The following is a 26,126-nucleotide window of genomic DNA, read 5'->3' as shown; positions in this document are numbered from 1 at the left end:
ACACCGTTCAGGAGCCATTCCGCATGCTCATCGACATATCGACAAGCCGCCCCGACGCTCCCGCGGACCAGGCGGCTCCCGCCCGCCGGCCGCACGACGACGCCCCCGACACCGCCGCCCTCTTCCAACGCCTCGCCGCCGCGCAGGACGGCCCGGAACGGGAGGCCGTCCGCGACGAACTCGTCAGCGCGTGGCTGCCCATGGCCCACCGCATCGCCGGCCGCTTCCGCGACCGCGGCGAGTCCATCGAGGACCTGCGGCAGGTGGCGGCACTCGGGCTGGTCAAGGCGATCGACCGGTTCGACCCGGATCGCGGCGCCTTCGAGAGTTACGCCGTGCCGACCATCACCGGCGAGGTCAAGCGGCACTTCCGGGACCGGATGTGGGCGCTTCGGGTGCCCCGCCGCGTCCAGGAACTGCGCAACAAGGTACGGGTGGCGCGCCGCGAACTCATCCAGAACCCCGGCAGCCCCGAACCCTCGGTCGCGGCGATCGCCGCGCACGCCGGGCTGACGGAGGAGGAGGTCAACTCGGGGATGGAGGCGATCGACAGCTTCAGCACCCTGTCCCTGGACGCCGAACTGTCGGCCGGCGGCGACGGCTACAGCCTCGCGGACAGCCTCGGCGCGTCGGACTCCTCCTACGACACCGTCGTCGACCGGGAGTCGGCCAAGGAAGGGCTGCGCCGGCTGCCCGAACGCGAACGGGCCATCCTCTACATGCGCTTTTTCGAGGACATGACACAGAGCCGTATCGCGGACCGGCTCGGCATCTCCCAGATGCACGTCTCCCGGCTCATCAGCCGCAGCTGTGCGCGCGTGCGCGACGAGGTGCTGTCGGAACGGGCGAACCGCTCCGGCGACGGACCGGGACCGGCGACGGAACCCACGACGTGAGAGGCAGCCCTCCCCGGCCCGTGCCGTCGGCCCCCGCTGCCGATCGCGCGTTCCGCGTCTGAGCGGGCGTACGCGGGGAACACGGAGCCAATGAACGAAGACGAGCTTCCGCCCGACGGCCGGGCCGTGGAGGTGTATCTCGATCTGCTCCGCGTCCGGATGCCCGAGGAGGAGTACGAACTGCTGCTCGACGTCGTCGACCCGGTCCTGCGGGCGATCGACGAACGCGGCGTGCCCTCCGCCGACTTCCCGCTGGAGGGCGCCCAGGCGCAGGGCCTCCCCCAGGAGATACGGGACGAGGCCGCCCTGGTCATCGCCACCGCGGTGACCGGAAGGCTGGACAACGAACTGGTCGTCCTCGACATCGAGGAGACCGGTCCGGTCCGGGTCGTCACCGACGCGGCGACCGCCGCCGACCCGGCGCGCCTGACCGAGATCGCCGACTACATCCGCGACCGGCACCGGGAGACCGAGGAGCTGCGGGGCATCGCCGAGGCCAGCGACATGCCCACGGACTTCTGACCGGCGTGACGGGCCGGGGCCGCGGGCCCCGGCCCGTCACGGCGCCGGTTTCGACACCGGGACGTCCAGCGGGCGGGCCAGGCCGACCACCGCCTCGTCCAAGCGCTGTAGGTGCCGCAGCACCCGGTCGGTGATGCGGCCGTACCGCGGGACGCCGGGCGCCCCGTCCGCCTCCAGCAGCGAGGCGATGCTCGGACCCCGCTCGACCTCGGCGGTGGTGGGCTCGTCGGCCACGTGCGCGCGGATCGTCTCGATGTTGCGGGTGGTCCGGGCACAGGCCTGGCGCAGCCGGGGATCCGCGGCTATCGATGGATGGGTGGGCAGCAGCTCGGCGGTCGCCGCCAGCGACCGCGCGTGGTAGGCGCAGGTCTCCAGCAGCGCCACGACGTACTGGGCGGTGTTCCGCCGAGCCCGCAGGGGCGTGATCGGATGCGTCAGCGGCTGCGTGGCCGCCCGCAGATCGCCCAGCGCCTGGTCCAGGTCGCGCGCCCGGTCGAGCAGATCGACCGCCGGGCCCCCGCTGAGCTGCTCGACGGCGCCGGTCGTGACGTCCGTCAGCCGCTCCAGCGCCTTGCCGAGCAGCTCGTTCGTACGGCCGCTGGTGTGCACCGGCAGCACCAGCGCGGCCGCGATGATCCCGCAGGCCGCCCCGAGCGCCGTCTCCTCCACACGCAGCACGAGCACCGCCGCGCTGTACCTGTGCAGCAGCGTGTACAGCAGTCCCAGCGCCGCGGTGACGAAGAAGGACATCAGCGTGTACGACAGCGGGGCCGTGTAGAACATCGCGAAGACGAACAGCAGCACCAGGGCCAGCGCCGTCCACGTGTGCGGCCCGACCAGCCCCGCCAGCACGATGCCGGCCACGACGCCGAGCACCGTGCCCACCAGACGGCGGTAGCCCTTGACCAGGATCTCGCCCGTGGACGAGGTGTTGATGAAGACGATCCAGCAGGTCAGCACCGCCCAGTACCAGCGCTGGCTGGAGAGGAACTCGCCGCCGACGATGGCCAGCGACGAGCCCACCGCGACCTGCACGGCCGCCCGCGTGGTCGGCCGCCGCCACCCGGTCGGGACCTGCTCCTCCCGCTCGGCCTCCTCGGCGCCCTCGATGGCGGCGGTCTCCGCGTCCAGCTCCTCCCGGGAGCGGACCGTCGCGGGCGCGTCGTCGGACTCGTCCTGCGGGCCGTCCAGCGCGATCCGCAGCCCCATCACGGCCCGCGCGGTCTCGCCGATACCGCGGAAGACGTCCTGCACGGCGGGCGAGGCGGGCGGCAGGTTCTCCTCGTCGCGGTAGCCGAGGAGCCGGTTGCGTACGTGCGCCAGCGCGGTCCCGCCGCCCTCCCCGACGGGCCGCAGCACGAGCATCGCCAGCGCCCGCAGGTCGCGGCGCAGCGTCTCGGCCGCCTCGTCCCGCACCGGCAGCCGGCCGCTGGAGGGGACGGACGCGCCGGGCAGGTGGAGGGTGAGCGTGTTGGTCCGCTCGGCGCTGCGGGCGTTCAGCAGGAGCAGCCCCAGCCGCTCGGCGGCGATCTCGGCGTCCGCGATCCGCCGCTGCACCAGCCGCGCCACGGCCTCGTCGGAGGTGCCCTCCGCCAGCCGGGACTGGATCATCATCGCCGTCTCGTGCAGCCGGGCCGTGCCCTCCCGCACCGCCTCCAGGACCTTCTCGACCTCGTCCGGACCGGCGTCCAGCAGCTCCAGCTGGGCGGTCACCAGCTGCGCCAGACGCACCCGGAACGCCTCGCGCAGGCGTTGCAGGACGCCCGCCGGCGTCTCGTACACGATCACGAACCGGACGAGGGCGCTGGAGGCGAACGCGACCGCGATGACACCGTAGAGCGCGGGCAGCGCCGACGCGGTGGCGCCGACGAACAGGGACATGAAGTAGAGCTGGAAGCCGATCAGGCCGAGCGCGTTGCCCCGGTCGCCGAACCGGCGGCTGTAGACCGCGCAGAAGATCAGGACGACGAAGAAGACGTCCCCGGCCACCACGAGCCGGTTGAGGAGCGCGCCGAGCGAGACGGACACCAGCGCCACCGGAAGACCGAGGGCGAGCGTGACCGCCTGCTGCGAGCGCTGCTTCTCCCGGATGGCGAAGGTGGCCGCCATCGACGCGATCGCCCCGGCCACCAGAAGCGTCACGGGCACGCGCAGCACGCCGAGTACGGCCAGCGTCAGCGCGATCGAGCCCGCCGTCCGCGATCCGGCGGCCAGCCGCAGCAGGCCGGGATCGGACGCCGTGAAGCGATCACGCAGCCGTGACCGGACCGGCCTCTGTGCTGCTCCCACGCCGCCGCCCCCTCCCGTTCACCCTCATGATCCGCCCGACCAGCATGGCATGTCACGGCCGGACCGCTTTTCGCGGCCCGGCCGTACCGGCGGGAGAGGCCTGCCCCGGTGTCACACCTGCCGGGGGCGGGCCCGCTCGACGTGCTCCCGCACCTGCTCGGGCGTCATGTACGCGTCGGTGTACTCGAAGTCCTTCAGCTTGGCGGGCTTGCGGGCCTGGAATCCGGTGCGGACGAAATCGTCCCCGGCGACCGCGTTGAGCAGCCAGTTGGTCGCGACCCTGGTCTTGGCGACGTTGGTGCGCAGCGCCCCGAGGTGGTAGCCGCGGGCCACAGCCTGGGCCGGGACGCCGCGCAGTTCCACGCCGAGGGGCTTGGAGACGGCGTCCGCGCCGCCGAGGTCGACGACGAGACCGAGGTCCCTGTGCTCGTACGGTCGCAGGGGCTGCCCGCGCAGCGTCGCGATGACGTTCTCCGCGACCCGCCGGCCCTGCCGCGTGGCGTGCTGCGCGGTCGGCGGGCACACCGCGCCGTCGCCCTTGGCCAGGTCGGGTACGGCGGCGGAGTCCCCGAGCGCGAACACCCCGTCGTGGCCGGGCAGGCACATTTCGGCGGTCACCGCGAGCCGGCCCCTGACCGTCTCCGCGCCGAGGGTCGCGATGAGCGGGCTGGCCACCACGCCCGCGGTCCAGATCAGGGTGCGGGTCGGCACCACCCGGCCGTCGGTGAAGGTGACCTCTTCCGGCCCGGCCTTGGCGATGGATACCCCGAGCGAGATCTCGATGCCCCGGCGGCCCAGCACCTCCTGGGCGCTGCGGCCCAGCTTGTCGCCCAGCTCCGGCATCAGCTTCGGCGCGATGTCGATCAGGTGCCACTTGATCAGCGCCGGGTTCAGCCGGGGGTAGCGCTTGACGGCGGCGTGCGTCAGCCGTTGCAGGCACGCCGCGGTCTCGGTGCCGGCGTACCCGCCGCCGACCACCACGAACTGGAGCCGCGAGGCGCGCTCGGCCGGGTCCTCGCTGGCGTCGGCGAGGTCCAGCTGGGTGATGACGTGGTCGCGGATGTAGGCGGCCTCGGCCAGTGTCTTCATGCCGAACGCGTGGTCCAGGAGCCCCGGGATGTCGAACGTCCGGGTGACGCTGCCGGGGGCCAGTACCAGGTAGTCGTACGGCTCGTCGACGACGTGGTCGGTGAGCGTGCGGACGACGCACACCTTGGCCTTCAGGTCCACGCCGACGGCGCCGCCCGGGATGATCCGGGTGCGGTACTTCTTGCTGCGGCGCAGGGAGATGGCGACCGACTGGGGTGTCAGCACCCCGGAGGCGACCTGGGGCAGCAGCGGCAGATACAGCTGGTAGGACCGCGGCGTCACCAGGGTGATGTCCGCCTCGCCGGGGGAGAGCCTACGCTCCAGACGGCGGACGCACGCCACACCGGCGAAGCCTGCGCCGACCACCAGGATCCTGGGTCGTGTCACGATGTTTCATCCCTTCTGCGGGGCTCCGGGCGGCTGCAAGGACGTCCTTGCGTCTGCCCGTGGACCGCTGCTTCGCACCTCACCGGTCCATCGGATCCGTCGAGTCCACGAGCACAACGATGCCCCCACCGGGCCGCGCGCGCACCGGACTCCGTCGTCCCCGCCGTCCGGAACTTGGCCGGACGGCGGGGGCCGCCTCGGCGGGTTCCCGGGATCCGGTGCCGTACCGGGTCCGTTCCGGAAGCGCCCAGGGGCCGTGGGAGGGCCCGTTCGTCCCGCGGCCGCGTGCGGGGTGACGCCGCGCGGAGCTACCGCAGGTGGTCCGCGCCCGCCGGGACCCGGTCCGGCTCCCCGCCGGCCGCGCGGTCGATGTGGCACAGCAGGAGGCAGACGTCGTCGTCGCGTTCGGAGTCGCTCAGCAGCGGGCCCAGGATGCGGTCCGCCGAGCCGTCCAGGTCGGCGTCCAGATCGGCCGGGTCGAACGCCTCGAGGGCGGCGGCGAGGCGGTCGATGCCGGGGTCGATGCCCCGTGCCCTTCGCTCCACGAGACCGTCCGTGTACAGCGCCAGGGTCGCGCCGGGGGAGAGGCGCACGGTGTGGTCCTCGATCTCCTGCCTCAGCGGGATGCCGAGCATGGCGCCCGGCTTGGCGTCGAGGACGTGCACCCGGCCGTCCGGCATCCGCAGCACGGGCGGCGGATGGCCCGCGGCGGCCCAGGTGACGGTGGGATCGTCCGGGCTGAACCGGGCGATGACCGCGGTCGCGAACAGGTCGGGCTGGAGATGGTGCAGGAACACGTGCAGCCGGGTCAGCAGCCGGCCGGGGCTGCCGCCGTCGACGGCGTAGGCGCGCAGCGCGGTGCGCAACTGGCTCATCATCACGGCCGCGTGCAGCCCGTGGCCGGTGACGTCGCCGATGACGGTGATCAGGCTCCCGTCGGGCTGCCGGAAGGCGTCGTACCAGTCCCCGCCGATGTTCAGCCCGTGCGTGGCCGGCAGATAGCGCGCGGCCAGGCGCAGGCCCGGTGTGGTGGGCAGATCGGTGAGCAGGGCGCGCTGCAACGTCTCGGCGATGTCGCGGTTGTGCTCGAAGCGGCGCGCGTTGTCGAGGGCGACGCTGGCCCGCCGGGCCAGCTCGATCAGCATGACCGCGTCGTCGGGGTCCCAGCGGGCGCCGGGCGGCGACAGGGTCAGCACACCGAGCGGTGCCCGCCGGGCGAGCAGCGGGACGCAGAGCAGGGGCCGGCCGGGGTTCAGCGCGGACGGCGGCTGGTTGTCGACGCCCGGCAGGTCAGCGGGGTGGTCGGCCGCGTACTGCGGCCTGCCGGTACGGGCCGCGAGCACCGCGGCCGCCGGATGCGGGGCGGACCGGAGCCGCTCGTCCTCGTGGTCGAACAGCCATACGTCGACCCGGTCGGCGTACCGGGGCACCAGCAGGTCCGGCAGCCGCCGCAGGATCTCCTCGTGGTTGAGCGAGGTCGTCAGCAGCGCGCTGGCGTCGGCCAGGAACCTCAGCCTGCGGCGGGCCTCCTCCGCCTCGGTGCGCGCCGAGCGCTCGGCGGCGAACGCCTCCCGCTGGGCCCGCCAGGCGGTGTCCAGATCGGCGTGCAGCGCCAGGACTCCCTGGTTGGTCTGGTGCAGCTCCTCCCGGTGGAAGGCGACCAGTTCCTCCTGCTCGGCGAGTGTCCCCAGAGCCGCTGCCATGTCCTCGTCGGCGCCCAGCAGCGCCTCGGCCAGGAGGTCCGTGCCGTCGGGCACCTCCGGGTCCGGCGGCGCGCCGGCCTCCGTGCAGGTCACGGACATCCGCCACGGCTGTTCCCCGTCGTCCTGCGTGTCGCGGGCCGGAGCCACGGTGACGTCCAGTGTGCCCGCGTCCCCTTCGGGGGCCGGGGCCCGGGTCCCGAGGACGACCGTCCAGGCACCGCCCTCGGCCAGGCACCGGCGTAGGTGGGCACTGAGGGCGGTGGCCAGGCGGGCGCGTTCGAGCGGCGGCACCCCGTACGCGACCGCCGCGCGGGCCGTGGCGACACGGGCCCGGGCGGCGTCGGTGACGGTGATGATCCGCACGGTGTGTGTCATGGGCGGTCCGGCGGGGTCGGAGTCAGAACGGCCACGGCGGTGTCGTCCCGGACCGGGCGGGCGGAGCTGCTGGCGTCACGTACCGTCACGGCGGCCGTCACCGCGGGGTCGGTCGCCGTGAGCGGACCGGCCGCGCCGGGCGGCGCCCACCGGCTGGGCAGGCCGTCGCTGTGCAGAACGAGCAGGCGGTCGGCCCCCCAGGGCACCTCGGTCTCGGGCAGCGTCGTGGGCCGGTGCACGCCGACGATGCCCGGCCGGGACAGCAGGTGACGCCAGGTGCCGCCCTCGCGCAGCCGGGCCCCGACGTTGCCGATACCGGCGAAGCGCAGCCGCCCGGCCCGCAGGTCCAGTTGGGCCACGGCGACGGCCGCCCCCCGGGTGCCGCGCAGCGCCGTGTCGAGCCGCCGGAGCAGCTCGGCCGGTGTCAGGCGGGCCGAGCGGTGCAGGGTCTCGACCGCCGCCGACGAAGCGCGGGCCGCTTCCCGGCCGTGGCCGAGACCGTCCGCCAGCATGAGGGTCACCCGGTCCTCGGCGCCGGCCCAGGACCAGGCGTCACCCGAGTACTCCGCCCCCGCGAACGGGATGGTGACACCGCCCGCCCGTACCGCGGCACGCGGGACGATGGCGCCCACCCGGGCGAGCGCCACCGTGCCCCGGCCGGGAGCGCTGTGCAGGTGGAACTCGTCGGCCGCGCGACGGCAGGTGCCGAGTCCGGCTCCGAGCGACCCGCTGGTGGAGAACCCGTCGCGCCCGGCGGCGGCGACGTCGGCCATGCCGGGACCGTGGTCGACGGCCGCTATCTGCACCACCGGCGCCGGATCGCCGTGCCCGCCCGGAGCACTCGGCGGGGGCACGACCTCGATCAGGAGCCGCCCGCCCTCGGCGTACTTGAGCACGTTGGTGGCCAGTTCGGTCGCCACCAGTGCCGCGGCGGCGGTGCGGGACTCGTCGAGGCCGGCCAGCGCGGCCGCGTCCTCGGCGGCGACCCGCGCGTCGCGCACCCGGGTCGAGTCGGGCACCGGGACCTCCCAGACGCGCGGCATCAGGGCCCCTCGTACGGCCGCGGCGCCCGGGTCGCCCAGGAGGTGACGGTGACGGTGGTGCCGGTGCCCGGCGTGCTGTCGATCGCGAACTCGTGCACCAGGCGCCGGGCGCCGCCCAGGCCCATGCCCAGACCGTCGCCCGAGGTGTAGCCGTCGCTGAGCGCGCGGTCCAGGTCCGTGATGCCCGGCCCCTCGTCGCTGAACGCCAGCCGGAGCCCGTGCCCGCGCCCGTCGACGACGAGGGCCGCCTCCATCTGCCCGCCCCCGCCGTGCACCAGCGTGTTGCGTGCCAGCTCACTGGCCGCGGTGACCAGCTTCGTCTGGTCGACCAGGCCGAAGCCGAGCCGGGCGGCCGCCTGGCGCACATGCTGCCGCACCCACACCAGATCCATGTCCGACCGGATCGGCAGGCAGGCCCGGACGCCCGCCGCTGTCTCCATCACCGACTCCCCGCCTGGGCGCCGCCGGGGCGCGGCAGAGCGGTGTGCTCGGTGTGCGCGGTGACGAGCCGCAGGGCGTCCTCGATGGTGAGCGCGGTGCGCAGTCCGGGCAGCGTCAGACCCAGCTCGACCATGGTGATCGCCACCGCGGGACGCATCCCCGCCACCACGGTCTGCGCGGCCAGCAGCTTGGCGTTGGCCGCGATCTCGGCCAGCACCCGGCCGAGGAACGAGTCGACGATCTCCACACCGGAGATGTCGATGACCACCCCCGTGGCCGCGTTGTTCGCGATGGCCTCGCCGATGTCCTGCTGGAGCTGTTCGGCGGTGCTGTCGTGCAGATCTCCCTGGAGCGTGACCAGGAGCACGTCGCCGAGTCGGAGCACCGGCACGTGTCCCGTGCCGGGGGTGGGGAAGCGGTAGGTCACCGTTCACCCACACCATGCGGTGCCCGGCTCACGATGTCGGCGCCCAGCTGGTGCAGGGCGTGGGCGAGCGCGTCGGCGAGGGTCGCGCGGGTGACGACCGTGCCCAGGTCCAGGCCGAGGTGGACGATGGTCTGCGCGATGGCGGGGCGGATGCCGGAGACCACGCACTCGGCGCCCATCAGCCGGGCGGCCGCCACGGTCTTCATCAGATGCTGGGCGACCAGCGAGTCGACGGTGGGCACCCCGGTGATGTCGAGGATCGCGTAGCGCGCCTGCTGGTCGACGACCGCCTCCAGCAGCGTCTCCATCACCACCTGGCTGCGGGCGCTGTCGAGCGTTCCGATCAGGGGGACCGCGACGATGCCGTCCCACAGCTTGATGACCGGGGTGGCCACCTCCAGCAGCTGGAGCCGCTGGCGGTCGATGAGGGCCTGTCCCTCGCTGAGCGCCGTCTGCATCACCACCAGGCGCAGGGTGCCCGTCAGGACCGTCAGGACGCCGGCGCACTCCCACAGGTGCTCCGCCGGGGCGTCGGCGAGCTCGGCGGTCAGCAGCTCCACCGCGGGCGGCCGCAGGGCGTCCACGTCCCGGGAGACCTCCGAGGCGGTCAGACCGGTCCTGCCGCGCGCGGCGCCCATCCGCGCCAGCTGCTCGCGCACCAGCAGGAAACCGTGGGCGTCCGGGTCGGACACCCGCTCGGAGGCGGCCACCTCGGCCAGCGCGTCGACGACGGCGCGGCCCGCCTCCACCGCCTCGTCCCGGGACACGGTGAACACGGTCCGGAAGAGCGGCTCCTCGGCCCACCGCTGGGCGATCTGCTCCCTGCGGCGACGCAGGAAGTCCGCGACCTCGCGCGCCGGCGATCCGTGCTGTGCTGCCGCTGCCTGCTCCGGCACCTGCTCAACTCCTCATCCACGTTGCACCGTTGCGAATCCGCCCCCGGGCGGCACGGCGGTGCGACCGTTGCCGGGCGACAACTGTAACCACAGGCCGACCTCGCACGACACCGCGTCCGAAGGCCTCGGCCCGCTCCCCGAACCCGGTCGGGACGGGGCCACCGGGGCGAGCTGACAGCCCGCGTCAACCCTCCGAGCGTGTCAGCGTGACGTCCTCCCACCCGCCCGGCGAGGTGGCGCGCGTGACCTCCACGGCGGCCGAGCTGCTGGAGGTCCTGTGGGGCCGCGCGTCCACGGCGCCCGTCTCCGCCTCCCAGCTCAGGGTGCTGCTCATCCTGGAACACGACGAAGGCATCAACCTGCGCACCCTCGCCGGCGCCCTGGGCTCCACGCCGCCGTCCGCGAGCAGGCTCTGCGACCGCTTGGAGGCGGTGGGCTTCGTACGGCGGCAGGTGGCCGCCACCAGCCGCCGGGAGGTGGAACTGCGCCTCAGCCGCCGCGGCCGGGCGTTCCTGGCCGATGTGCGTGCGCGCCGGGAGACGGAGCTGCGGTCCGTGCTGGAGCGGATGCCGACGGGCTCACTTCGCCTCCGGCTCCTCCGGCTTCCGGTCCACCAGGGCCAGCGCCTCCTCGGCGCTCTGCGAGACCGGCACCGTGATGCTGACCCCCGTGAGATCGAGGATCCGCAGCACCGCCGGGGCGGGGGCGATGATGTGCACGCTGCCCGCCCGCTCCCGGGCCTCCTGGTACACCCGCAGGATGATGTTCATCCCCGAGGAGTCCATGAAGGGGACGGCGGACAGCTCCAGCAGGAAGTGCCGTCGGCCGTGGTGGAGTTGGTTGGCCAGATGAGCCTGCAACTCGGTCGCGGTGTCGACGTCCAGGTAGCCCTCGACCGTGAGCAGGGCGACATCCTCCCGGGGCAGGGTGACCTCCACGGACAGCGGATTGTGGGCAAGGGGCACGGATACCTCCAACGAGTGCTGACGCAGGCCAGTGGCGGTTACCCCCGTCGACGCCTTCGACGCACACCGGTCGTGCACCGGTGACGTGATCCATTTCGCATCAACGGCGACGGGCGGTACCCCCCACTGCGCACCCGCGCGTACCCCGCAACGCGGTCGCCATGCGTCGGACCGGGCGGCGACCGCTCACCGTCAGGCGACCCGGATGCCCACGATGCACGTGTCGTCGTCCGTGTCCGACCTGCTGTAGGTCAGCAGCCGGTCCAGCTGCTGGTCCAGGGTCCTGGGCGCCGAACGGGCCGTGGTCAGCAGATGGCTGAGCGACTCCTCCATGGAGCGGTCCCGGCGCTCGATCAGACCGTCGGTGTACATCAGCAGCGTGTCCTGCGGCGCGAACCGAAGCTCCGCCTCCTCGTACACGGCCTCCGCCACCGCGCCCAGCAGCATGCCCCGGACCAGGGGCAGCGCCGCCGCCTCCGCGCCGCGGACCAGCACGGGCGGCAGATGCCCGGCCCGGGCCCAGCGCAGGGTGCGCCGCCGGGGGTCGTACAGGGCGCAGACCGCGGTGGCGGTGACGGCACCGGTCAGATGGTGCGCCACGATGTTGAGCCACGACAGCAGCTGGCCCGGCCCGGCCCCGGTCACGGCCAGGCCCCGCAGCGCGTTGCGCAGCACCACCATGCTGGTGGCCGCCTCGATGCCGTGGCCGGCGACGTCGCCGACGCACAGCAGCACGAGCCCGGAGGGCAGCACCACGGCGTCGTACCAGTCGCCGCCCACCAACTGCTCGGTCTCCGCCGGCCGGTAGCGCACCGCGACGTCCAGCCCGCTCACCCGCAGCGGTGCCTGGGTGGGCGGCATGATGGCGTGCTGCAACTGAAGCGTCAGCCGGTTGCGCTCGGTCGCCTGCTGCTCGGTGTGCGCGAGTTGGTCGCGCGTGGCGGCGAGCGCGACCTCCGTCCAGTGCTGCGCGGAGATGTCCTGGTAGGCGCCGCGCACCACGAACAGCCGCCCGTCGGTGTCCAGGACCGGCTCGGCCACCACCCGGATGTGCCGGGTCACCCCGTCGGGCCGCTGGAGCCGGAAGGCCGCGGAGGCCGGGCGGCGGTGGTGCAGCAGTGTGCGCAGGAACCGCCCGATGGCCACGGCGTCGTCCGGGTGGGCGTGCGAAGGCAGCTCCTCCAGCGGCACCGGGGTGTTCGACGGGACGCGGCCGTAGAGGCCGAACAGTTGGTCGTTCCAGGTGATCTCGCCCGTCAGCAGGTTCTCCTCGAAGCCGCCGATGCGGCCGAGGCGCTGCGCGTGCTGGAGCAGGCTCGCCAGCCGTGCCGTCTCGTCCTCGATGCGCCATATCAGCAGCACGCTGCCGCCGTGCCGGCTGATGCTGATGTCCGCCACCGCCGACAGCGGCACCTGGTCGACCAGCGCCGTCAGATGCATCCGGTGCGCCCGGTACACCTCGCCCGTGGCGTACACCCGCTCCACCCGCTGGAACAGCTCGCTCTTCCCGGCGGCCATGGGAAAGGCCTCCAGGAGCAGCGCGCCGTTGACCACGGCGCGCGGCCGGCCGGCCGGATCCAGGAAGCGGCTGTTGACGTGCTGGATGCGGAAGTCCACCAGCTGCCCGTCGCCGTCGACGTGCGGGACCAGCACCAGGGCCGGGTCGTGCAGCCCGTCGGCCAGGTCCATCAGCTCGGCGGCGTCCGGCAGCACCCGCGGTTCCTGTCCCGCGGCCTGGCCCGGCGCGGACGTCTTCAGGGTGTGCGCACACAGTTCGGCGAGGGCCTCCACCTGGCGTACGACCTGGGGCGGCTGCGTCTCCAGCGGTCCGGGCCAGGCGATCTCCAGCACCCCGTGGATACGGCCGCCGGTGCCGGCGGGCACCGCCACCCGGCCCCCGTCCGGGTGCAGGTGCCGCCCGATGGTGGGCAGCCCGGTCGCGGCGAGCGAGGTGAACCACTGGCCGGTGCGCTCGGTGAGACCCCGGCGGGCCACGGTGGACACCTCCGGCGGCACATAACGCCACCGGGCGGCCTCCGCCGGGGAGAAACCGGCGCTGCCCGACAGGGTCAGCGAGCCGTCGGCACCCGCCGCCCAGACCGCCACGGCCACCGCGCCCAGCGGGCGCAGCGCGTGCTCCAGCAGCGAGTCGGCGACGGCCTGGGTGTCGTCCGCCGCCAGTGCCCCGCTCTCCGCGGCCCGCAACCGCACGGCCGAGTCGCGCTCCCGCGCTCCCCCGGCGGCGGCCAGGAAGGCGTCGGTGACCTCGGAGACCCGGTCGCGGGCCGCCTGGTTGATGACCTCCACCGCGAACTCCAGCGGCGTCACCCGGGCCTGCTCGGCCAGCTCGGCGAGCTGCCGGGCGGCCTGCGCCGGACCGCAGCCCAGCCGCTCCACCAGGATGCCCTTGGCGAGTTCCATCAGGGCCCGGCCCTCGGCCTCCGCCTGCGCGGCGCGCACTTCGCGGCGCAACCGCTCCACGGTGGCGGCCAGCCGCCCCACGGGGGACGTGGGGTAGGCGCCCGCGGGATCGGCCGGTGCCGGGCCGCCGGCGGGCGGCCGCGCCCCGGACTCGGACGGCTCCGGAACCGGTCCGGCGCCGGCCGGATCGCGCTGCTGCTCGGACGTGCTCACGATGGACAGGCTCCTCGGCTGAACGGCGCTGCGGTGCGGGCGGTGCCGCGGGGGACCGGGCTCGCCGCGCCGCTGCGCGGGGCGGGCGCCGACGCGCTCACGCGGACAGCCAGTGCCGGACGCGGGCGATGAGGTCGTCCGTGTCGACGGGCTTGGTGACGTAGTCGCTCGCCCCGGACGCCAGCGACTTCTCCCGGTCCCCGGGCATCGCCTTCGCGGTGACGGCGATGATCGGCAGCTCGACGTACTGCGGCAGCCTGCGGATCTCGGACGTCGCGGTGTAGCCGTCCATCTCCGGCATCATCACGTCCATCAGGACGAGCGCGACGTCGGGGTTGCCGACCAGCGTCTCGATGCCCTTGCGCCCGTTCTCCGCGTGCAGCACCCGGTAGCCGTGCAGTTCCAGGATCCCGCTGAGCGCGAACAGGTTGCGCGCGTCGTCGTCGACGACGAGGACGGTACGGCCCGCGAAGGCGCCGTCGACGGGCGGCGCGAGGTCCTGCGGCTCCTCGGCCCGCACCAGGGACAGCACGTCCCCCGGCTCCTCGGCCGACAGGTGCAGGGCGATGCGCTCGCGCAACTCGTCGAGGCTGGAGAGGAACTCCAGCGATCCGTCGTCCCCGCGCGAGCGCAGCGCCTCCGCCCGGGCCACGTCCGGACGCCGACCGCTGTGCACGAGCACCGGTACGCCCGCCAGCGCCGAGTCGCCCTGAAGCGCCCGGAGGAACCGGGACGCCTCCCGCTCGGGCATGTCCAGGTCGAGGACGACGCAGTGGCACGGCTCGGCGGCCAGCGCCCCCGCCGCCTCCTGCGCCCCCATGGCGGTGATGACGTCCACGGTGGGCAGCGCTCCCGCGTCGTCGGCGCTGTGCCGGACCACGTCCGCGACCACGCTCTCGGCGACCAGGGTCAGCAGCCCGCGGGAACGCTCCTCGACGACCAGCAGCCGCCGCCTGCGCGGCCCGTCGCCGCCCGAGTGCGCCCGCGCGCCCTCCCGGTCAGCCGCGGCGGCCGGCACCAGCTCGGCCGGCGCCTTCTGCGGGGTCCGGCCGCCGCCGAGCACCTGCTCGAAGTCGGGGCGGGCCACCGGCAGGAAGAGCGTGAACGTGCTGCCCCGGCCGGGCACGCTGTCCACGGCGACGGCGCCGCCGAGCAGATGCGCGATCTCCCGCGTGATGGACAGCCCGAGACCGGTCCCGCCGTACTTGCGGCTGGTGGTGCCGTCCGCCTGCTGGAAGGCGCCGAAGATCGTCTCCAGGTGTTGTTCCGGGATGCCGATGCCGGTGTCCTTGACCCGGAAGGCCACGACCGCGCCGCCCCGCACGACGCCCTCGGGCACCTCGTCGTCCGCGGCCGGCTCGATGCACAGCTCGACGCCGCCCTGCTCGGTGAACTTCACCGCGTTGGACAGCAGGTTGCGCAGGATCTGGCGCAACCGGGAGTCGTCGGTGAGCAGGTCCGCGGGCGCGCCCGCCGCGGTGGTGACCGCGAACTGGAGGCCCTTCTGCGTCGTCATCGGCTGGAAGGTGGCCTCGACGTAGTCGATGAGCTGGCGCAGCGACACCCGCTCCGGGGTGACGTCCATCTTGCCCGCCTCGACCTTCGACAGATCCAGGATGTCGTTGATCAGCTGGAGCAGGTCACTGCCCGCGGAATGGATGATCCCCGCGTACTCGACCTGCTTCGGGGTGAGGTTGCGCGAGGGGTTCTGGGCGAGCAACTGGGCCAGGATCAGCAGGCTGTTGAGCGGGGTGCGCAGCTCGTGGCTCATGTTCGCCAGGAACTCCGACTTGTACTTCGAGGCCAGCGACAACTGCTGGGCGCGGGCCTCCAGTTCCTGCCGGGCCTGCTCGATCTGGAGGTTCTTCGCCTCGATGTCGCGGTTCTGCTCCGCCAGCAGCGAGGCCTTGTCCTCCAGTTCGGCGTTGGAGCGCTGGAGCTCGTCCTGCTGCGACTGCAACTCGGCCGAGCGGGACTGGAGTTCGGCCGTCAGCCGCTGGGACTCGTCGAGCAGCTCGTCGGTGCGGGCGTTGGCCACGATGGTGTTGACGTTGACCCCGAGGGCTTCGCGCAACTGCTCCAGGAAGTCCCGGTGGACCGGCGTGAACGCGGTGACCGACGCCAGCTCGATGACGCCGAGGACCTGGTCCTCGAACAGGATCGGCAGCAGGATCAGCTCGGTCGGCACCGCCTGGCCGAGCCCGGAGGAGATGGTGACGTACCCCGCCGGCAGTTCGCCGACCGTGATGGTACGGCGGCTGCGCGCGGCCTGGCCGACCAGTGAGCGGCCGAAGGAGAAGCGGGTGGGCCGGTCGTCGTCGGGCCTGCCGTAGGAGCCGACGAGCCGCAGTTCGGGGCCGCGCTCGCCGTCCTCGGCCAGATAGAAGGCGCCGTACTGGGCCGACACCAGCGGGGTCAGCTCGTCCATGATCAGCTCGGCCACGACCGGCAGGTCGCGGTGGCCCTGCATCAGGCTGGTGATCCGCGCCAGGTTGGACTTGAGCCAGTCCTGCTCCTGGTTGGCCCGGGTGGTCTCGCGCAGGGACTCCACCATGGAGTTGATGTTGTCCTTGAGTTCGGCGACCTCGCCGGAGGCCTCCACGGTGATCGAGCGGGTCAGGTCGCCCTCCGCCACGGCACTGGCCACCGCGCCGATCGCCCGCACCTGCCGGGTCAGGTTGCCGGCCAGCTCGTTGACGTTCTCCGTGAGCCGCTTCCAGGTGCCCGAGACGCCCTCCACCTCGGCCTGTCCGCCGAGGCGCCCCTCGGTGCCGACCTCGCGGGCGACGCGGGTGACCTCGTCGGCGAAGGCGGAGAGGGTGTCGACCATCGTGTTGATGGTCGTCTTCAGCTCCAGGATCTCGCCGCGCGCGTCGACGTCGATCTTCTTCGACAGGTCGCCCCTGGCCACCGCGGTCGTCACCAGAGCGATGTTGCGCACCTGACCGGTGAGGTTGTTCGCCATCGAGTTGACGTTGTCGGTCAGGTCCTTCCAGGTGCCCGCGACGTTGGGCACGTGGGCCTGTCCGCCGAGGCGTCCTTCCGTTCCGACCTCACGGGCGACGCGGGTGACCTCGTCGGCGAACGCGGACAGGGTGTCGACCATCGTGTTGATCACGTCGGCCAGGGCGGCGACCTCGCCCTCGGCCTCGACCGTGATCTTGCGGGACAGATCGCCGCGGGCAACGGCGGTGGCCACCTGGGCGATCGAGCGGACCTGCCCGGTCAGGTTGGACGCCATCACGTTGACGTTGTCGGTGAGGTCCTTCCACGTCCCGGAGACGCCCTGGACGTCGGCCTGCCCGCCGAGGCGTCCTTCGGTGCCGACCTCGCGGGCGACGCGGGTGACTTCGTCGGCGAAGGCGGAGAGCTGGTCGACCATCGTGTTGATGGTGTTCTTGAGTTCGAGGATTTCGCCGCGGGCGTCGACGGTGATTTTCTGGGAGAGGTCGCCCTCGGCGACCGCCGTCGCCACCTGGGCGACATTGCGGACCTGCGCGGTGAGGTTGCCCGCCATGAAGTTGACGGAGTCGGTCAGGTCCCGCCAGGTGCCCTTGACGCCCTGGACGTCGGCCTGTCCGCCGAGGCGTCCTTCGGTGCCGACTTCGCGGGCGACGCGGGTGACTTCGTCGGCGAAGGCGGAGAGTTGGTCGACCATCGTGTTGATGGTGTTCTTGAGTTCGAGGATTTCGCCGCGGGCGTCGACGGTGATTTTCTGGGAGAGGTCGCCCTTGGCCACCGCGGTCGTCACCTGGGCGACATTGCGGACCTGCGCGGTGAGGTTGCCCGCCATGAAGTTGACGGAGTCGGTCAGGTCCCGCCACACACCCGCCACGCTGGGCACCTTTGCCTGCCCGCCGAGGCGTCCTTCGGTGCCGACCTCACGGGCGACGCGGGTGACTTCGTCGGCGAAGGCGGAGAGCTGGTCGACCATCGTGTTGACGGTCTCCTTCAGTTGCAGGATCTCGCCGCGCGCGGGCACGTCGATCTTCTGCGACAGATCGCCCTTGGCCACCGCCGTCGCCACCTGCGCGATGTCACGCACCTGGGTGGTGAGATTGCCCGCCATGGCATTGACCGAGTCGGTCAGATCGGCCCAGGTGCCCGAGACCCCCGGCACCTCCGCCTGACCGCCGAGCGTGCCCTCGGTGCCGACCTCCCGGGCCACCCGGGTGACTTCGGAGGTGAACACGGACAACTGGTCGACCATCCCGTTGAACACGGTCGCGATGTCGCCCATGAGCCCGTCGGCGTCCTCCGGCAGGCGCGTGCCGAAGTCGCCGTCCCGTACGGCCGTCAGGCCGGCCAGGAGCTGCCGCAGCTCCCGGTCGCCCGGAACGGCGTCGAGGACCTCGGTTCTGTCGCTGGTCATGCGCACCCTCGTCCCGCTCCCCAGGAGTCCTCGCCGGTGAGGACTCGGACATCTCCAACGGGCCGCCGCGGGCCCGCCGACGTGCGTGCATTTCCGCGATTTCACGGATCTGCGTGATGAGAAATACGTCGCAGGCTAACCCACTCGGCCCGCCCCGAACAAAACACGTGCGTCAATATCCGGCCCGGTGAATTCGCCCCCGCACGCCGTGCATGACCTCGGGCTTCAGGGGTACGCGGACGTTTTGACCGCATGGCGTACCGCATGACGCCCCGTGCGGAAGAACCCGAAGACCCCGGCCCCGGAAACCTCGTATGACAACAATGCCGCCTTCGCCCTTCAGCCTCTCCGTGGAGACCCGTGGATCCGTCGTCGTGGTTGGCGTGGGAGGCGACCTCGACTACCTCACCCGCGGCCAACTCCTGGACGCGGTGACCGCGGTGCTCACCCGGCGCCACGCGGCCCGGCACCCGGTCGCCGACGTTCGCCTGGAGTTCTCGCGACTCGAGAGCGTCGACTCCTCCGGCCTGTCCGTGCTGCTCCAGATCCGGCGCCTCGTGGTCGAGGCGGGCGTCGCACTCCACCTGGACGAGCGTCCGGCCGTCCTGGAACGGCTGCTGGACATGACCGGAACGCTGGAACTGCTCACCTGCCGGCCCGAGAACATCTCCGCGCCCCAGGACATCTCCGCGCCCGAGGACGCCACCGGGCCCGCTCGTCGGCCGGCGATCTGAGCCCGCGCGGCGACCGGGCCTCCCGCACCCCCGCCCTTCGCGGCTCGGCGCCGAATGCCGGGGTCGGAGAAGGGTAGTTGGTGCGGTGGGAGCCGTCGGACCGGGACCACCGGCCCGAGGCTCGTGACACGTCAGCCCGGGGAGGAAGGAGCAGCGTGACCATAGAAAGAATCTGGTCGTATCCGCCGCAGGTCGCTCGTACCGAGGAAGAGGACCTGACCGGCTTCACCGTCGTCGCCACCGACGGCACCGTGGGCCACGTGGACCGGGAGGGCGGTCACTCCGGGATGCGGCACCTGGTCGTGGACACCGGGGTGTGGGTGTTCGGCAGGAGCATGCTGGTGCCGGTCGGCATGGTCGCCGGCATCGACTCCGCGGAGCGGAGGATCACGGTGGCCTGTTCGCGCGGGCAGATCAAGGCGGCGCCGCCCTTCAGGACCGACAGCGAGACCAGGGACCCGGAGTATCTGACGCGGGTGGGTGCCTACTACCACGGGCTTCCGCCCCGCGAGGCGACCAGCGCCTGAACCGGTGCGGCCCGCCGGTCGGGTCCTGACACCGCGACCGAGCCCGGACCCCGTCCGCAGCCGGGGCTCCGGGTGATCGGGACTCACCAGGGCAGGAAGACGTGCACGTCCTTGCCGTGATCGTTGACCACCACGCTCACCTGGTCGCACAGGGTGTGGATCAGGTGCCAGCCGATGCCGCCGCCGCCCCGGCTGGGGCGGAACGGCCGCGGGGCCGGCTGTGTGGTGCTGGTGTCGCTGAGCGTCACGTGCACCCCGTCGAAGGTGCGCCGCATCCGCAGCTCGAACGGCCCCGGCGCGTACTGCACCGCGTTCGCCGCGAGTTCCGTGACGACCAGCAGGATGTCGTCCCAGTGCTCGGGTGCCGCCGGCAGCGAGAGCCGTGCGACCTCGTCGAGGAACTCCTCCGCGGCGAGTCGCGCGCCCGTGACATGGTGCAACTCACCCGCGAAGCGGGCGGTGCGGCTCGGAATGCCCTCGCTGGCCAGTGTGTCGTCCCCAGGCGGCTCGAATGCCATCTCGCCTTCCGGCCCGGCCCCGTCGGCCGGGCTGTCGTCCTTTCTTTCCCTTGCGTCCACTGTCTTGTTCCCAGGGGCGCGGAGCCTACGCTTGGGCGTCGCAGGCAGCGGAAGGCAGGGAGTCGGCAGGGGGCGGACGGCAGCCCTGAGCGGGCAGGATGCGGTCGGCGGCAGGGAATCAGGCAGCGGGCAGCCGGCCCGGTACGGGTCCCGTGTTTTCCCGCCCGCGTCAGCGGAAGACGTTGTCGGAGTCGTCCCAGTCGGCCATCGGGTCGTGCGCGGTGTCCCGGCGTGGGGAGCGGCTCCGCGCCTGGTACATGGCGTCGATCTCGACCGCGTAGTGCCGTACGATGACGTCCCTGCGCAGCTTCATCGACGGTGTGAGCAGCCCGCCGGCCACGTCGAAGGGCGCGGGCAGCACCCGGAAGACCCGGATGGACTCCGAGCGGGAGACGGCGCTGTTCGCGGCGGCGACCGCCCGCTCGATCTCCTCCCGCAGCGCGTTCTCCTCACGCGCCTCCTGCTCCGGCGCGTCACCCTGCAACGCCAGCGCGGCACGCCAGTGGGCCAGGAACTCCGGGTCCAGGGTGATCAGCGCCCCCACGCAGGGCCGGTTGTCGCCCACGACGACCGCCTGGTGGACCAGCGGATGCATCCGCAGCCGCTGCTCCAGCGGGGCCGGGGCCACGCTCTTGCCTCCGCTGGTGACGATGATGTCCTTCTTGCGCCCGGTGATCGTCAGATAACCCTCGGCGTCCAGTTTTCCGATGTCGCCCGTGGCCAGCCAGCCGTCACGCAGCGCGGCCCGGGTCGCGGCCTCGTCGCCCACATACCCCTGGAACACCGACGGCCCCTGGACCAGGATCTCCCCGTCGTCCGCGACCTCGATCGCCGTGCCCGGCAGCGCCGTGCCCACGGTCCCCGACTTCTCCCGGCCCAGCGGCTGCATGGTGATGCCGCCCGCGGTCTCCGTGAGCCCGTATCCGTCGTGCACGTAGATGCCGATGCCCTCGTAGAACAAGGTGAGTTCGCGGCTGAGCGGGGAGCCGCCGGAGGTGGCGCGGACCACCCTGCCGCCCAGCGCTGTCCGCAGCTTGCGGTACACCGTCCGCTCGTACAGGGCGTGTTGCAGCCGCAGGTCGAGCCCGGGGCCCGGACCCCGGTCCAGCCGCTGCCGCTCCAGCGCCGCGGCGAAGTCCCGGGCGGTGTCGGCCGCCCGCTCGAACAGCGCGCCGCGGCCGGCCTGCCGGGCCGTGTGCAGGAAGTTCTTGTAGATCTTCTCGAAGACGGAGGGCACGGCGTAGAAGTACGTCGGCCTGAACGTGCGCAGCGCCGACGTCAGGGCCTCCTCGCCCAGCTCCGGTTCGTGGCCCATCAGGATGCCGCCGCGGATGCACAGGCCCTGGACCATCAGCCCGTACACGTGCGAGAAGGGCAGGAAGGCGAGCACCGACGCCTGCTCACCGGGCGGCGCGGCGGTGTGCCCCCAGCCGGCCAGCAGCGTGTCGCAGGGGCTCGCCAGCGCGCGGTGGCTCAGCGCGCAGCCCAGGGCGCGGCCCGTCGTGCCGGAGGTGTACGCGATCGCCGCGGTCGCGTCCGGCAGCACGATCCGGCGCAGCGAGTCCACCGTGGTCGGTGGTATCACCGCTCCCCGTTGCACCAGGTGCTCCAGCGCCCCCGCGTCCAGCTGCCACACGTGCCGGAGCCGGGGCAGCGTCGCGCACACCGGGCCGACCGTCATCACGCCCTGCTCGTCCTCGACGACGACGGCCACGCACTCGGAGTCCCGCAGGATCCACTCGACCTGCTCGCGCGAGGAGGTCGGGTAGATCGGGACGACCTCGGCGCCGACCGCCCACAGCGCGTACGCGAGGACCGTCCACTCGTACCGGGTGCGGGCCATGACCGCCACACGGTGGCCGGGCGAGATCTTGGCGGCGACCAGCCCTCTGGCCAGGTCGGTCACCTGGTCCCGCAGCTCCACGGCGGTCACCTCCTCCCACACCGGGGAGGAGGGGCCGGCGCGGCGCGCGAGCACCGGCAGGGTGGGACGGGTCTGCGCGGTCTCGAAGACGCTGTCGGCGAGCCCGCCGGTCAGCGGGGCGACGGCGGACGGAGCGAGGGCGAAGTCGCGCATGCGCTGCTCCTGGGGTTTACGGAGGTGACTCCGCCGATGAGTGGGGTGGTCGACGCGGATCGAATGTAGCCCAGGTCAGCGCGTCACGGGCCCCGAACCGGGAAGTAGCCCCGTTTCCCCCGCCCCCGCCCGCTCAGGCGGGGTACGGAGTCAGCCAGAGTGTGGCGAGCGGGGGAAGCGTGAGCCTGATGTGCCCGTCCTCCGGACCGCCCTCCGGTTCGAGCGGCCCGCGGTTGGCGACGCCGCCGCCGCCGTAGCGGGCGGCGTCGGTGTTCAGGACCTCGCGCCATGCGGTGACCTCGCCCGGCACGTCCAGGCGGTAGTCCTCGCGCACCACGGGGGAGAAGTTCGACACCGCCAGCAGCGGGGCGCCGGCCGCGTCATGGCGCAGGAACGCGTAGACGTTGTCGTCGGCTGCGTCCACGGCCACCCAGCGGAAGCCCTCGGGCCGGGTGTCGCGCTGCCACAGGGCCGGAGTGGCCCGGTAGAGCGTGTTGAGGTCGCGCACCAGGTCCTGCACCCCGCGGTGGTCGCCCGCGGCGCAGTAGTCCTCGTCGAGCAGCCACCACTCGGGCCCGTGCTGCTCGGAGAACTCGCCGCCCTGGGCGAACTCCTGGCCCATGAACAGTAGTTGCTTGCCGGGATGGGCCCACATGAAGCCCAGGTACGCGCGGTGGTTCGCGCGTCGCTGCCACCAGTCGCCGGGCATCTTCGACACCAGCGCCCGCTTGCCGTGCACCACCTCGTCGTGCGAGATCGGCAGGACGTAGTTCTCGCTGTAGGCGTACACCATCGCGAAGGTCATCTCGTGGTGGTGGTACTTGCGGTGCACCGGCTCCTTGCTCATGTACTGGAGCGAGTCGTGCATCCAGCCCATGTTCCACTTCAGCCCGAAGCCCAGGCCGCCGCCGTCGGTCGGCGCGGTCACCCCGCCCCAGGCGGTCGACTCCTCGGCGATGGTCACCACGCCCGGGGCGCGCCGGTACACGGTGGCGTTCATCTCCTGGAGGAACGCCATCGCGTCCAGGTCCTCCCGGCCGCCGTACGCGTTGGGCGTCCACTGGTCGGAGTCGCGCGAGTAGTCCAGGTAGAGCATGGAGGCCACCGCGTCCACGCGCAGGCCGTCGACGTGGAACTCCTCGCACCAGTACACGGCGTTGGCGACGAGGAAGTTGCGCACCTCCGTGCGGGCGAAGTCGAACTCGTACGTCCCCCAGTCGGGGTGCTCGGCGCGCTGCGCGTTCCCCGGCTCGTACAGCGGGTCCCCGTCGAAGCGGGCCAGCGCCCAGTCGTCCTTGGGGAAGTGCGCCGGCACCCAGTCCATGATCACGCCGATCCCGGCCCGGTGGCAGGCGTCGACGAAGTACCGGAAGTCGTCCGGCGAGCCCAGACGCGCGGTCGGGGCGTAGTAGGAGGTGACCTGGTAGCCCCAGGACGGTCCGAAGGGGTGCTCGGCCACGGGCATCAGCTCCACGTGCGTGAAGCCGAGGTCCTTGACGTACGCGGGCAGTCGCTCGGCCAGTTCGCGGTACGTCAGCCCCGGCCGCCAGGACGGCAGGTGGACCTCGTACACCGAGAACGGCGCCTCGTGCACCGGGGTGTCCGCGCGGTGTGCCATCCACTCCTGGTCGCCCCACTCGTGGTGGGCGGCCGTCACGACGGACGCGGTGGCGGGCGGCACCTCGGTGCGCCGGGCCATCGGGTCGGCCTTGAGGAACCGGCCGCCGTACTGCGAGGTGATCTCGAACTTGTACTTCGCGCCCTCGCCGATCCCGGGCAGGAACAGCTCCCAGACGCCCGCCGCGCCCAGCGAACGCATCGGGAAGGCGGTCCCGTCCCAGTGGCTGAAGTCGCCGGCCACCCGCACGCCCCGGGCGTTCGGCGCCCACACCGTGAACCGGGTGCCCCGCACGCCCTGGTGGGTCATCGGCTCCGCGCCCAGCGCCTGCCACAGCTGCTCGTGCCGGCCTTCCCGGATCAGGTGCAGGTCCAGCTCGCCGAGGGCGGGCAGGAAGCGGTAGGGGTCGTGGACCTCGTACTCGTCCCGCTCGTAGCCGACCACCAGGGTGTAGTCGGGGACAGCGGCCAGGGGCAGTACGGCCGAGAACAACCCGTCGCCCTCCGAGGCGAGCGGGGTGCGCTCGCCGTCCACGACCACGCTCACCGCGCGGGCGAAGGGACGCAGCACCCGCAGGGCGATCCCGCCCGGCACCGGATGCGCGCCGAGCAGCGCGTGCGGGTCGTGGTGGGCGCCGGACAGCAGGCGCTCACGGTCGGCGGGATCGAGCGGCGGGGCCGTTCGGGCCCGTGCCGCCGCGGGCAGGACGGGGCCGGACGGCTCGGGAAGTGACGTGTCGCGCAGTGCCACCGGTTCAGCCTCCTCTCACGGCGAGACGTTCGATCGCCGCCATCGGTACGGCGAGCCAGTCGGGGCGGTGCCGGGCCTCGTACAGCACTTCGTACACGGCACGGTCCGTCTCGTAGGCCCGCAGCAGGGCGTGTTTCTTACGGGGGTCCCAGCCGGCCCGGGAGGCGTAGCCGGCGCAGTACGCCTCCCGGCAGCGGCGCGCCCACTCCGGGCGCCAGGGGCGGCGCTGGCGGGCGGCGTAGTCGAAGGAGCGCAGCATCCCCGCCACGTCCCGCACCGGGGACTCGGGGATGCGGCGCTCGGCGAGCGGACGCGACGGCTCGCCCTCGAAGTCGATGACGAACCACTCGCGCCCGGCCCGCAGTACCTGGCCGAGGTGCAGGTCGCCGTGCACGCGCTGGGCGGGCGGCCCGGCGTCGCAGCTGGCCAGCGCGGCGAACGCGGTGCGCAGCCGGGTCGCGTACGGGCGCAGCGCGGCGACGCTGTGCGCGGCGGCCTCCAGATGCTCGGTCATCGTCGCGGCGGTGCGCGCGATGTCCTGGTGGGCGCCGGTGGGGAAGGCACCGGCCAGCGCCAGGTGGACCTCCGCGGTCGCCTGCCCCAACTGGTGCGCCTGGGTGGTGAAGTCGTCACCGGTGGCCAGGGCCCGCAGGGCCAGCGTCCAGCCGTCGGCCGCGTCGCGCAGGAACGGCTGGAGCACCCCGAGTGTCGCGGGCTCCGGTTGCGTGGTGTGGAACCAGGCCACCGGAGCGGGCACCCGGGTGCAGTCCTGCCCGGCCAGGGCCCACGGCACCTCCAGGTCCGGGTTGACGCCCGGCTGGATGCGGCGGAACACCTTCAGGATGAACTCGTCCCCGTACACGATCGAGGAGTTGGACTGCTCGGCGTCCAGCAGCCTGGGCACCAGGTCACCGGGGATCAGTACGGACGGGTCCGCCTCGAAGTGCAGCGGCCCCGAGGCGCCGGGGTGGCGCATCCGGTCCAGGAGCAGCTGGGCCGAACGCGGGTCGCACAGCGCGTCGTAGATCGCGAGGCCGGCCAGCGGCCCCTCCTCGGGGCGGCCGATGAACGCCCGGTGCAGGCGCGGGGCCGGCTGCCGCCGTACGCCGAGCAGCAGTTGGTAGCAGTCGGCGGGCGGCGCGGCGGGCGTTCCGGTGGGGGCGGGGACCGTGCCGGGACCGGAGGGGACGCCCGCGTGCTCGGCGTGGACGAGCAGATGCAGACAGCCCGGGAACAGCTCCGTCATCGACAGCAGACGCAGATCGGTGACGGGCCGGTCCTTGCCGGCGAACCAGCGCTGCTGCGGCAGCCATTCGCGCAGCAGCGAGTTGAGCGAGGCCATGGGCCCGGCCAGGCTCGCGGCGCTCGGCGTCAGCGACGCGGTCTTCGGCATGGTCACGCCTCCTTTCGTCGGCCGCACGCTCACACGCGTCGGCCGGTCCGGGATGCGACGTTGGCGGTGAGCCGGAACCAGTAGAACCCGTGGCCGGCCAGGGTGAGCAGGTAGGGGAGTTCACCGATGGCCGGGAAGCGGACTCCGCCGATGAGCTCGACCGGGTGGCGTTCCTGGAAGGCCCGCAGGTCGAGTTCGGTGGGCTGGGCGAAGCGGGAGAAGTTGTGGACGCACAGGACCAGGTCGTCCTTGTACTCGCGGAGGAAGGCGATGACCGCGGGGTTGGAGGACTGGAGTTCGGTGAAGGAGCCGAGTCCGAAGGCGGGGTTCTGTTTGCGGATCTCGATCATGCGGCGGGTCCAGTGCAGCAGCGACGAGGGGGAGGACATCGACGCTTCGACGTTGGTGAC

At 72.9% G+C, this 26,126-nt stretch carries 20 protein-coding genes and 1 pseudogene; 5 read left to right on the top strand and 16 right to left on the bottom strand.

What is annotated here, in order from left to right; translation table 11 throughout:
* Positions 1–23: 23 nt before the first annotated feature.
* Together ACWEK3_RS11345 and ACWEK3_RS11340 are read left to right on the top strand one after the other, a co-directional pair.
* Positions 24–896 carry a SigB/SigF/SigG family RNA polymerase sigma factor gene (locus tag ACWEK3_RS11345; RefSeq protein WP_390875697.1) on the top strand — a complete coding sequence of 291 codons (873 nt, stop codon included), beginning with the start codon at positions 24–26 and terminating at the stop codon, positions 894–896.
* Positions 897–986: 90 nt separating this feature from the next.
* Positions 987–1,418, top strand: a complete 432-nt coding sequence (locus tag ACWEK3_RS11340; RefSeq protein ID WP_141364461.1) for a hypothetical protein — start codon at positions 987–989, stop codon at positions 1,416–1,418.
* Positions 1,419–1,454: 36 nt separating this feature from the next.
* Here the strand turns inward: ACWEK3_RS11340 and ACWEK3_RS11335 are convergent, their stop codons facing one another.
* The 8 genes from ACWEK3_RS11335 to ACWEK3_RS11300 form a co-directional block, all read right to left on the bottom strand.
* Positions 1,455–3,707: an FUSC family protein gene (locus tag ACWEK3_RS11335; protein WP_450545959.1), complete on the bottom strand. Its 2,253-nt coding sequence runs from the start codon at positions 3,705–3,707 to the stop codon at positions 1,455–1,457.
* A 111-nt stretch (positions 3,708–3,818) separates the two neighbouring features.
* The gene (locus ACWEK3_RS11330; RefSeq protein ID WP_384441564.1) at positions 3,819–5,183 is read right to left on the bottom strand and encodes an NAD(P)/FAD-dependent oxidoreductase; all 1,365 of its coding nucleotides are present in this window, start codon (positions 5,181–5,183) and stop codon (positions 3,819–3,821) included.
* Positions 5,184–5,491: 308 nt separating this feature from the next.
* Complete coding sequence (locus tag ACWEK3_RS11325; RefSeq protein WP_453249556.1) at positions 5,492–7,261, bottom strand: PP2C family protein-serine/threonine phosphatase; 1,770 nt, start codon at positions 7,259–7,261, stop codon at positions 5,492–5,494.
* The gene (locus ACWEK3_RS11320) at positions 7,258–8,304 is read right to left on the bottom strand and encodes a SpoIIE family protein phosphatase (protein ID WP_453249555.1); all 1,047 of its coding nucleotides are present in this window, start codon (positions 8,302–8,304) and stop codon (positions 7,258–7,260) included. Before ACWEK3_RS11320 ends, ACWEK3_RS11325 begins: the two co-directional genes overlap by 4 nt.
* On the bottom strand, positions 8,304–8,744 hold the full coding sequence (locus tag ACWEK3_RS11315) for an anti-sigma regulatory factor (RefSeq protein WP_450545965.1): 441 nt from the start codon (positions 8,742–8,744) through the stop codon (positions 8,304–8,306). Before ACWEK3_RS11315 ends, ACWEK3_RS11320 begins: the two co-directional genes overlap by 1 nt.
* A complete protein-coding gene (locus ACWEK3_RS11310; RefSeq protein ID WP_453249554.1) occupies positions 8,744–9,172 on the bottom strand; it encodes an STAS domain-containing protein in 429 nt (142 codons plus the stop codon). The genes ACWEK3_RS11315 and ACWEK3_RS11310 overlap by 1 nt, the downstream gene beginning before the upstream one ends.
* A complete protein-coding gene (locus tag ACWEK3_RS11305; protein ID WP_384441549.1) occupies positions 9,169–10,068 on the bottom strand; it encodes an STAS domain-containing protein in 900 nt (299 codons plus the stop codon). The genes ACWEK3_RS11310 and ACWEK3_RS11305 overlap by 4 nt, the downstream gene beginning before the upstream one ends.
* A gap of 184 nt (positions 10,069–10,252) precedes the next feature.
* Positions 10,253–10,402 (bottom strand): hypothetical protein, encoded by a 150-nt coding sequence (locus ACWEK3_RS11300; RefSeq protein ID WP_450545969.1) that lies wholly within the window; start codon positions 10,400–10,402, stop codon positions 10,253–10,255.
* Here ACWEK3_RS11300 and ACWEK3_RS11295 point away from each other — a divergent pair.
* Positions 10,332–10,640 (top strand): annotated as a pseudogene (locus ACWEK3_RS11295) (MarR family transcriptional regulator); the annotation flags it as partial. The gene ACWEK3_RS11300 and the pseudogene ACWEK3_RS11295 sit on opposite strands and share 71 nt — an antisense overlap.
* A gap of 6 nt (positions 10,641–10,646) precedes the next feature.
* Here ACWEK3_RS11295 and ACWEK3_RS11290 read toward each other — a convergent pair.
* The 3 genes from ACWEK3_RS11290 to ACWEK3_RS11280 all read right to left on the bottom strand — a co-directional run bounded on the left by ACWEK3_RS11290 (position 10,647) and on the right by ACWEK3_RS11280 (position 18,039).
* The gene (locus ACWEK3_RS11290; protein WP_361410561.1) at positions 10,647–11,033 is read right to left on the bottom strand and encodes an STAS domain-containing protein; all 387 of its coding nucleotides are present in this window, start codon (positions 11,031–11,033) and stop codon (positions 10,647–10,649) included.
* Between the two features lie 192 nt (positions 11,034–11,225).
* Positions 11,226–13,667, bottom strand: a complete 2,442-nt coding sequence (locus ACWEK3_RS11285; RefSeq protein ID WP_450545971.1) for a SpoIIE family protein phosphatase — start codon at positions 13,665–13,667, stop codon at positions 11,226–11,228.
* Positions 13,668–13,764: 97 nt separating this feature from the next.
* Positions 13,765–18,039 (bottom strand): HAMP domain-containing protein, encoded by a 4,275-nt coding sequence (locus ACWEK3_RS11280; protein WP_453249553.1) that lies wholly within the window; start codon positions 18,037–18,039, stop codon positions 13,765–13,767.
* Positions 18,040–18,353: 314 nt separating this feature from the next.
* Here ACWEK3_RS11280 and ACWEK3_RS11275 point away from each other — a divergent pair, with 314 nt between their 5' ends.
* Both ACWEK3_RS11275 and ACWEK3_RS11270 read left to right on the top strand, forming a co-directional pair.
* On the top strand, positions 18,354–18,773 hold the full coding sequence (locus tag ACWEK3_RS11275; RefSeq protein ID WP_453249552.1) for an STAS domain-containing protein: 420 nt from the start codon (positions 18,354–18,356) through the stop codon (positions 18,771–18,773).
* Between the two features lie 155 nt (positions 18,774–18,928).
* Positions 18,929–19,300, top strand: coding sequence for a PRC-barrel domain-containing protein (locus tag ACWEK3_RS11270; RefSeq protein WP_390875690.1), 372 nt, complete (start codon positions 18,929–18,931; stop codon positions 19,298–19,300).
* An 83-nt stretch (positions 19,301–19,383) separates the two neighbouring features.
* Here the strand turns inward: ACWEK3_RS11270 and ACWEK3_RS11265 are convergent, their stop codons facing one another.
* From ACWEK3_RS11265 to ACWEK3_RS11245, 5 genes are all read right to left on the bottom strand, one after another.
* Positions 19,384–19,818, bottom strand: a complete 435-nt coding sequence (locus tag ACWEK3_RS11265; protein ID WP_361410543.1) for an ATP-binding protein — start codon at positions 19,816–19,818, stop codon at positions 19,384–19,386.
* Positions 19,819–20,047: 229 nt separating this feature from the next.
* Complete coding sequence (locus ACWEK3_RS11260) at positions 20,048–21,955, bottom strand: AMP-dependent synthetase/ligase (RefSeq protein ID WP_450545977.1); 1,908 nt, start codon at positions 21,953–21,955, stop codon at positions 20,048–20,050.
* Between the two features lie 133 nt (positions 21,956–22,088).
* Entirely contained in the window at positions 22,089–24,323 is a 2,235-nt protein-coding gene (gene glgB / locus ACWEK3_RS11255) for a 1,4-alpha-glucan branching enzyme (RefSeq protein ID WP_453249551.1), read from the bottom strand.
* A 4-nt stretch (positions 24,324–24,327) separates the two neighbouring features.
* On the bottom strand, positions 24,328–25,716 hold the full coding sequence (locus ACWEK3_RS11250) for a maltokinase N-terminal cap-like domain-containing protein (RefSeq protein WP_453249550.1): 1,389 nt from the start codon (positions 25,714–25,716) through the stop codon (positions 24,328–24,330).
* 29 nt (positions 25,717–25,745) lie between these two features.
* Positions 25,746–26,126: alpha-glucosidase C-terminal domain-containing protein (locus ACWEK3_RS11245; RefSeq protein WP_390727817.1), on the bottom strand; the 381-nt coding region annotated here is incomplete at its 5' end.

The organism is Streptomyces sp. NPDC004721 (assembly GCF_053601495.1).
Note: the sequence above shows the minus strand (reverse complement) of the source record. Positions and strands in the feature narration are given on the sequence as shown.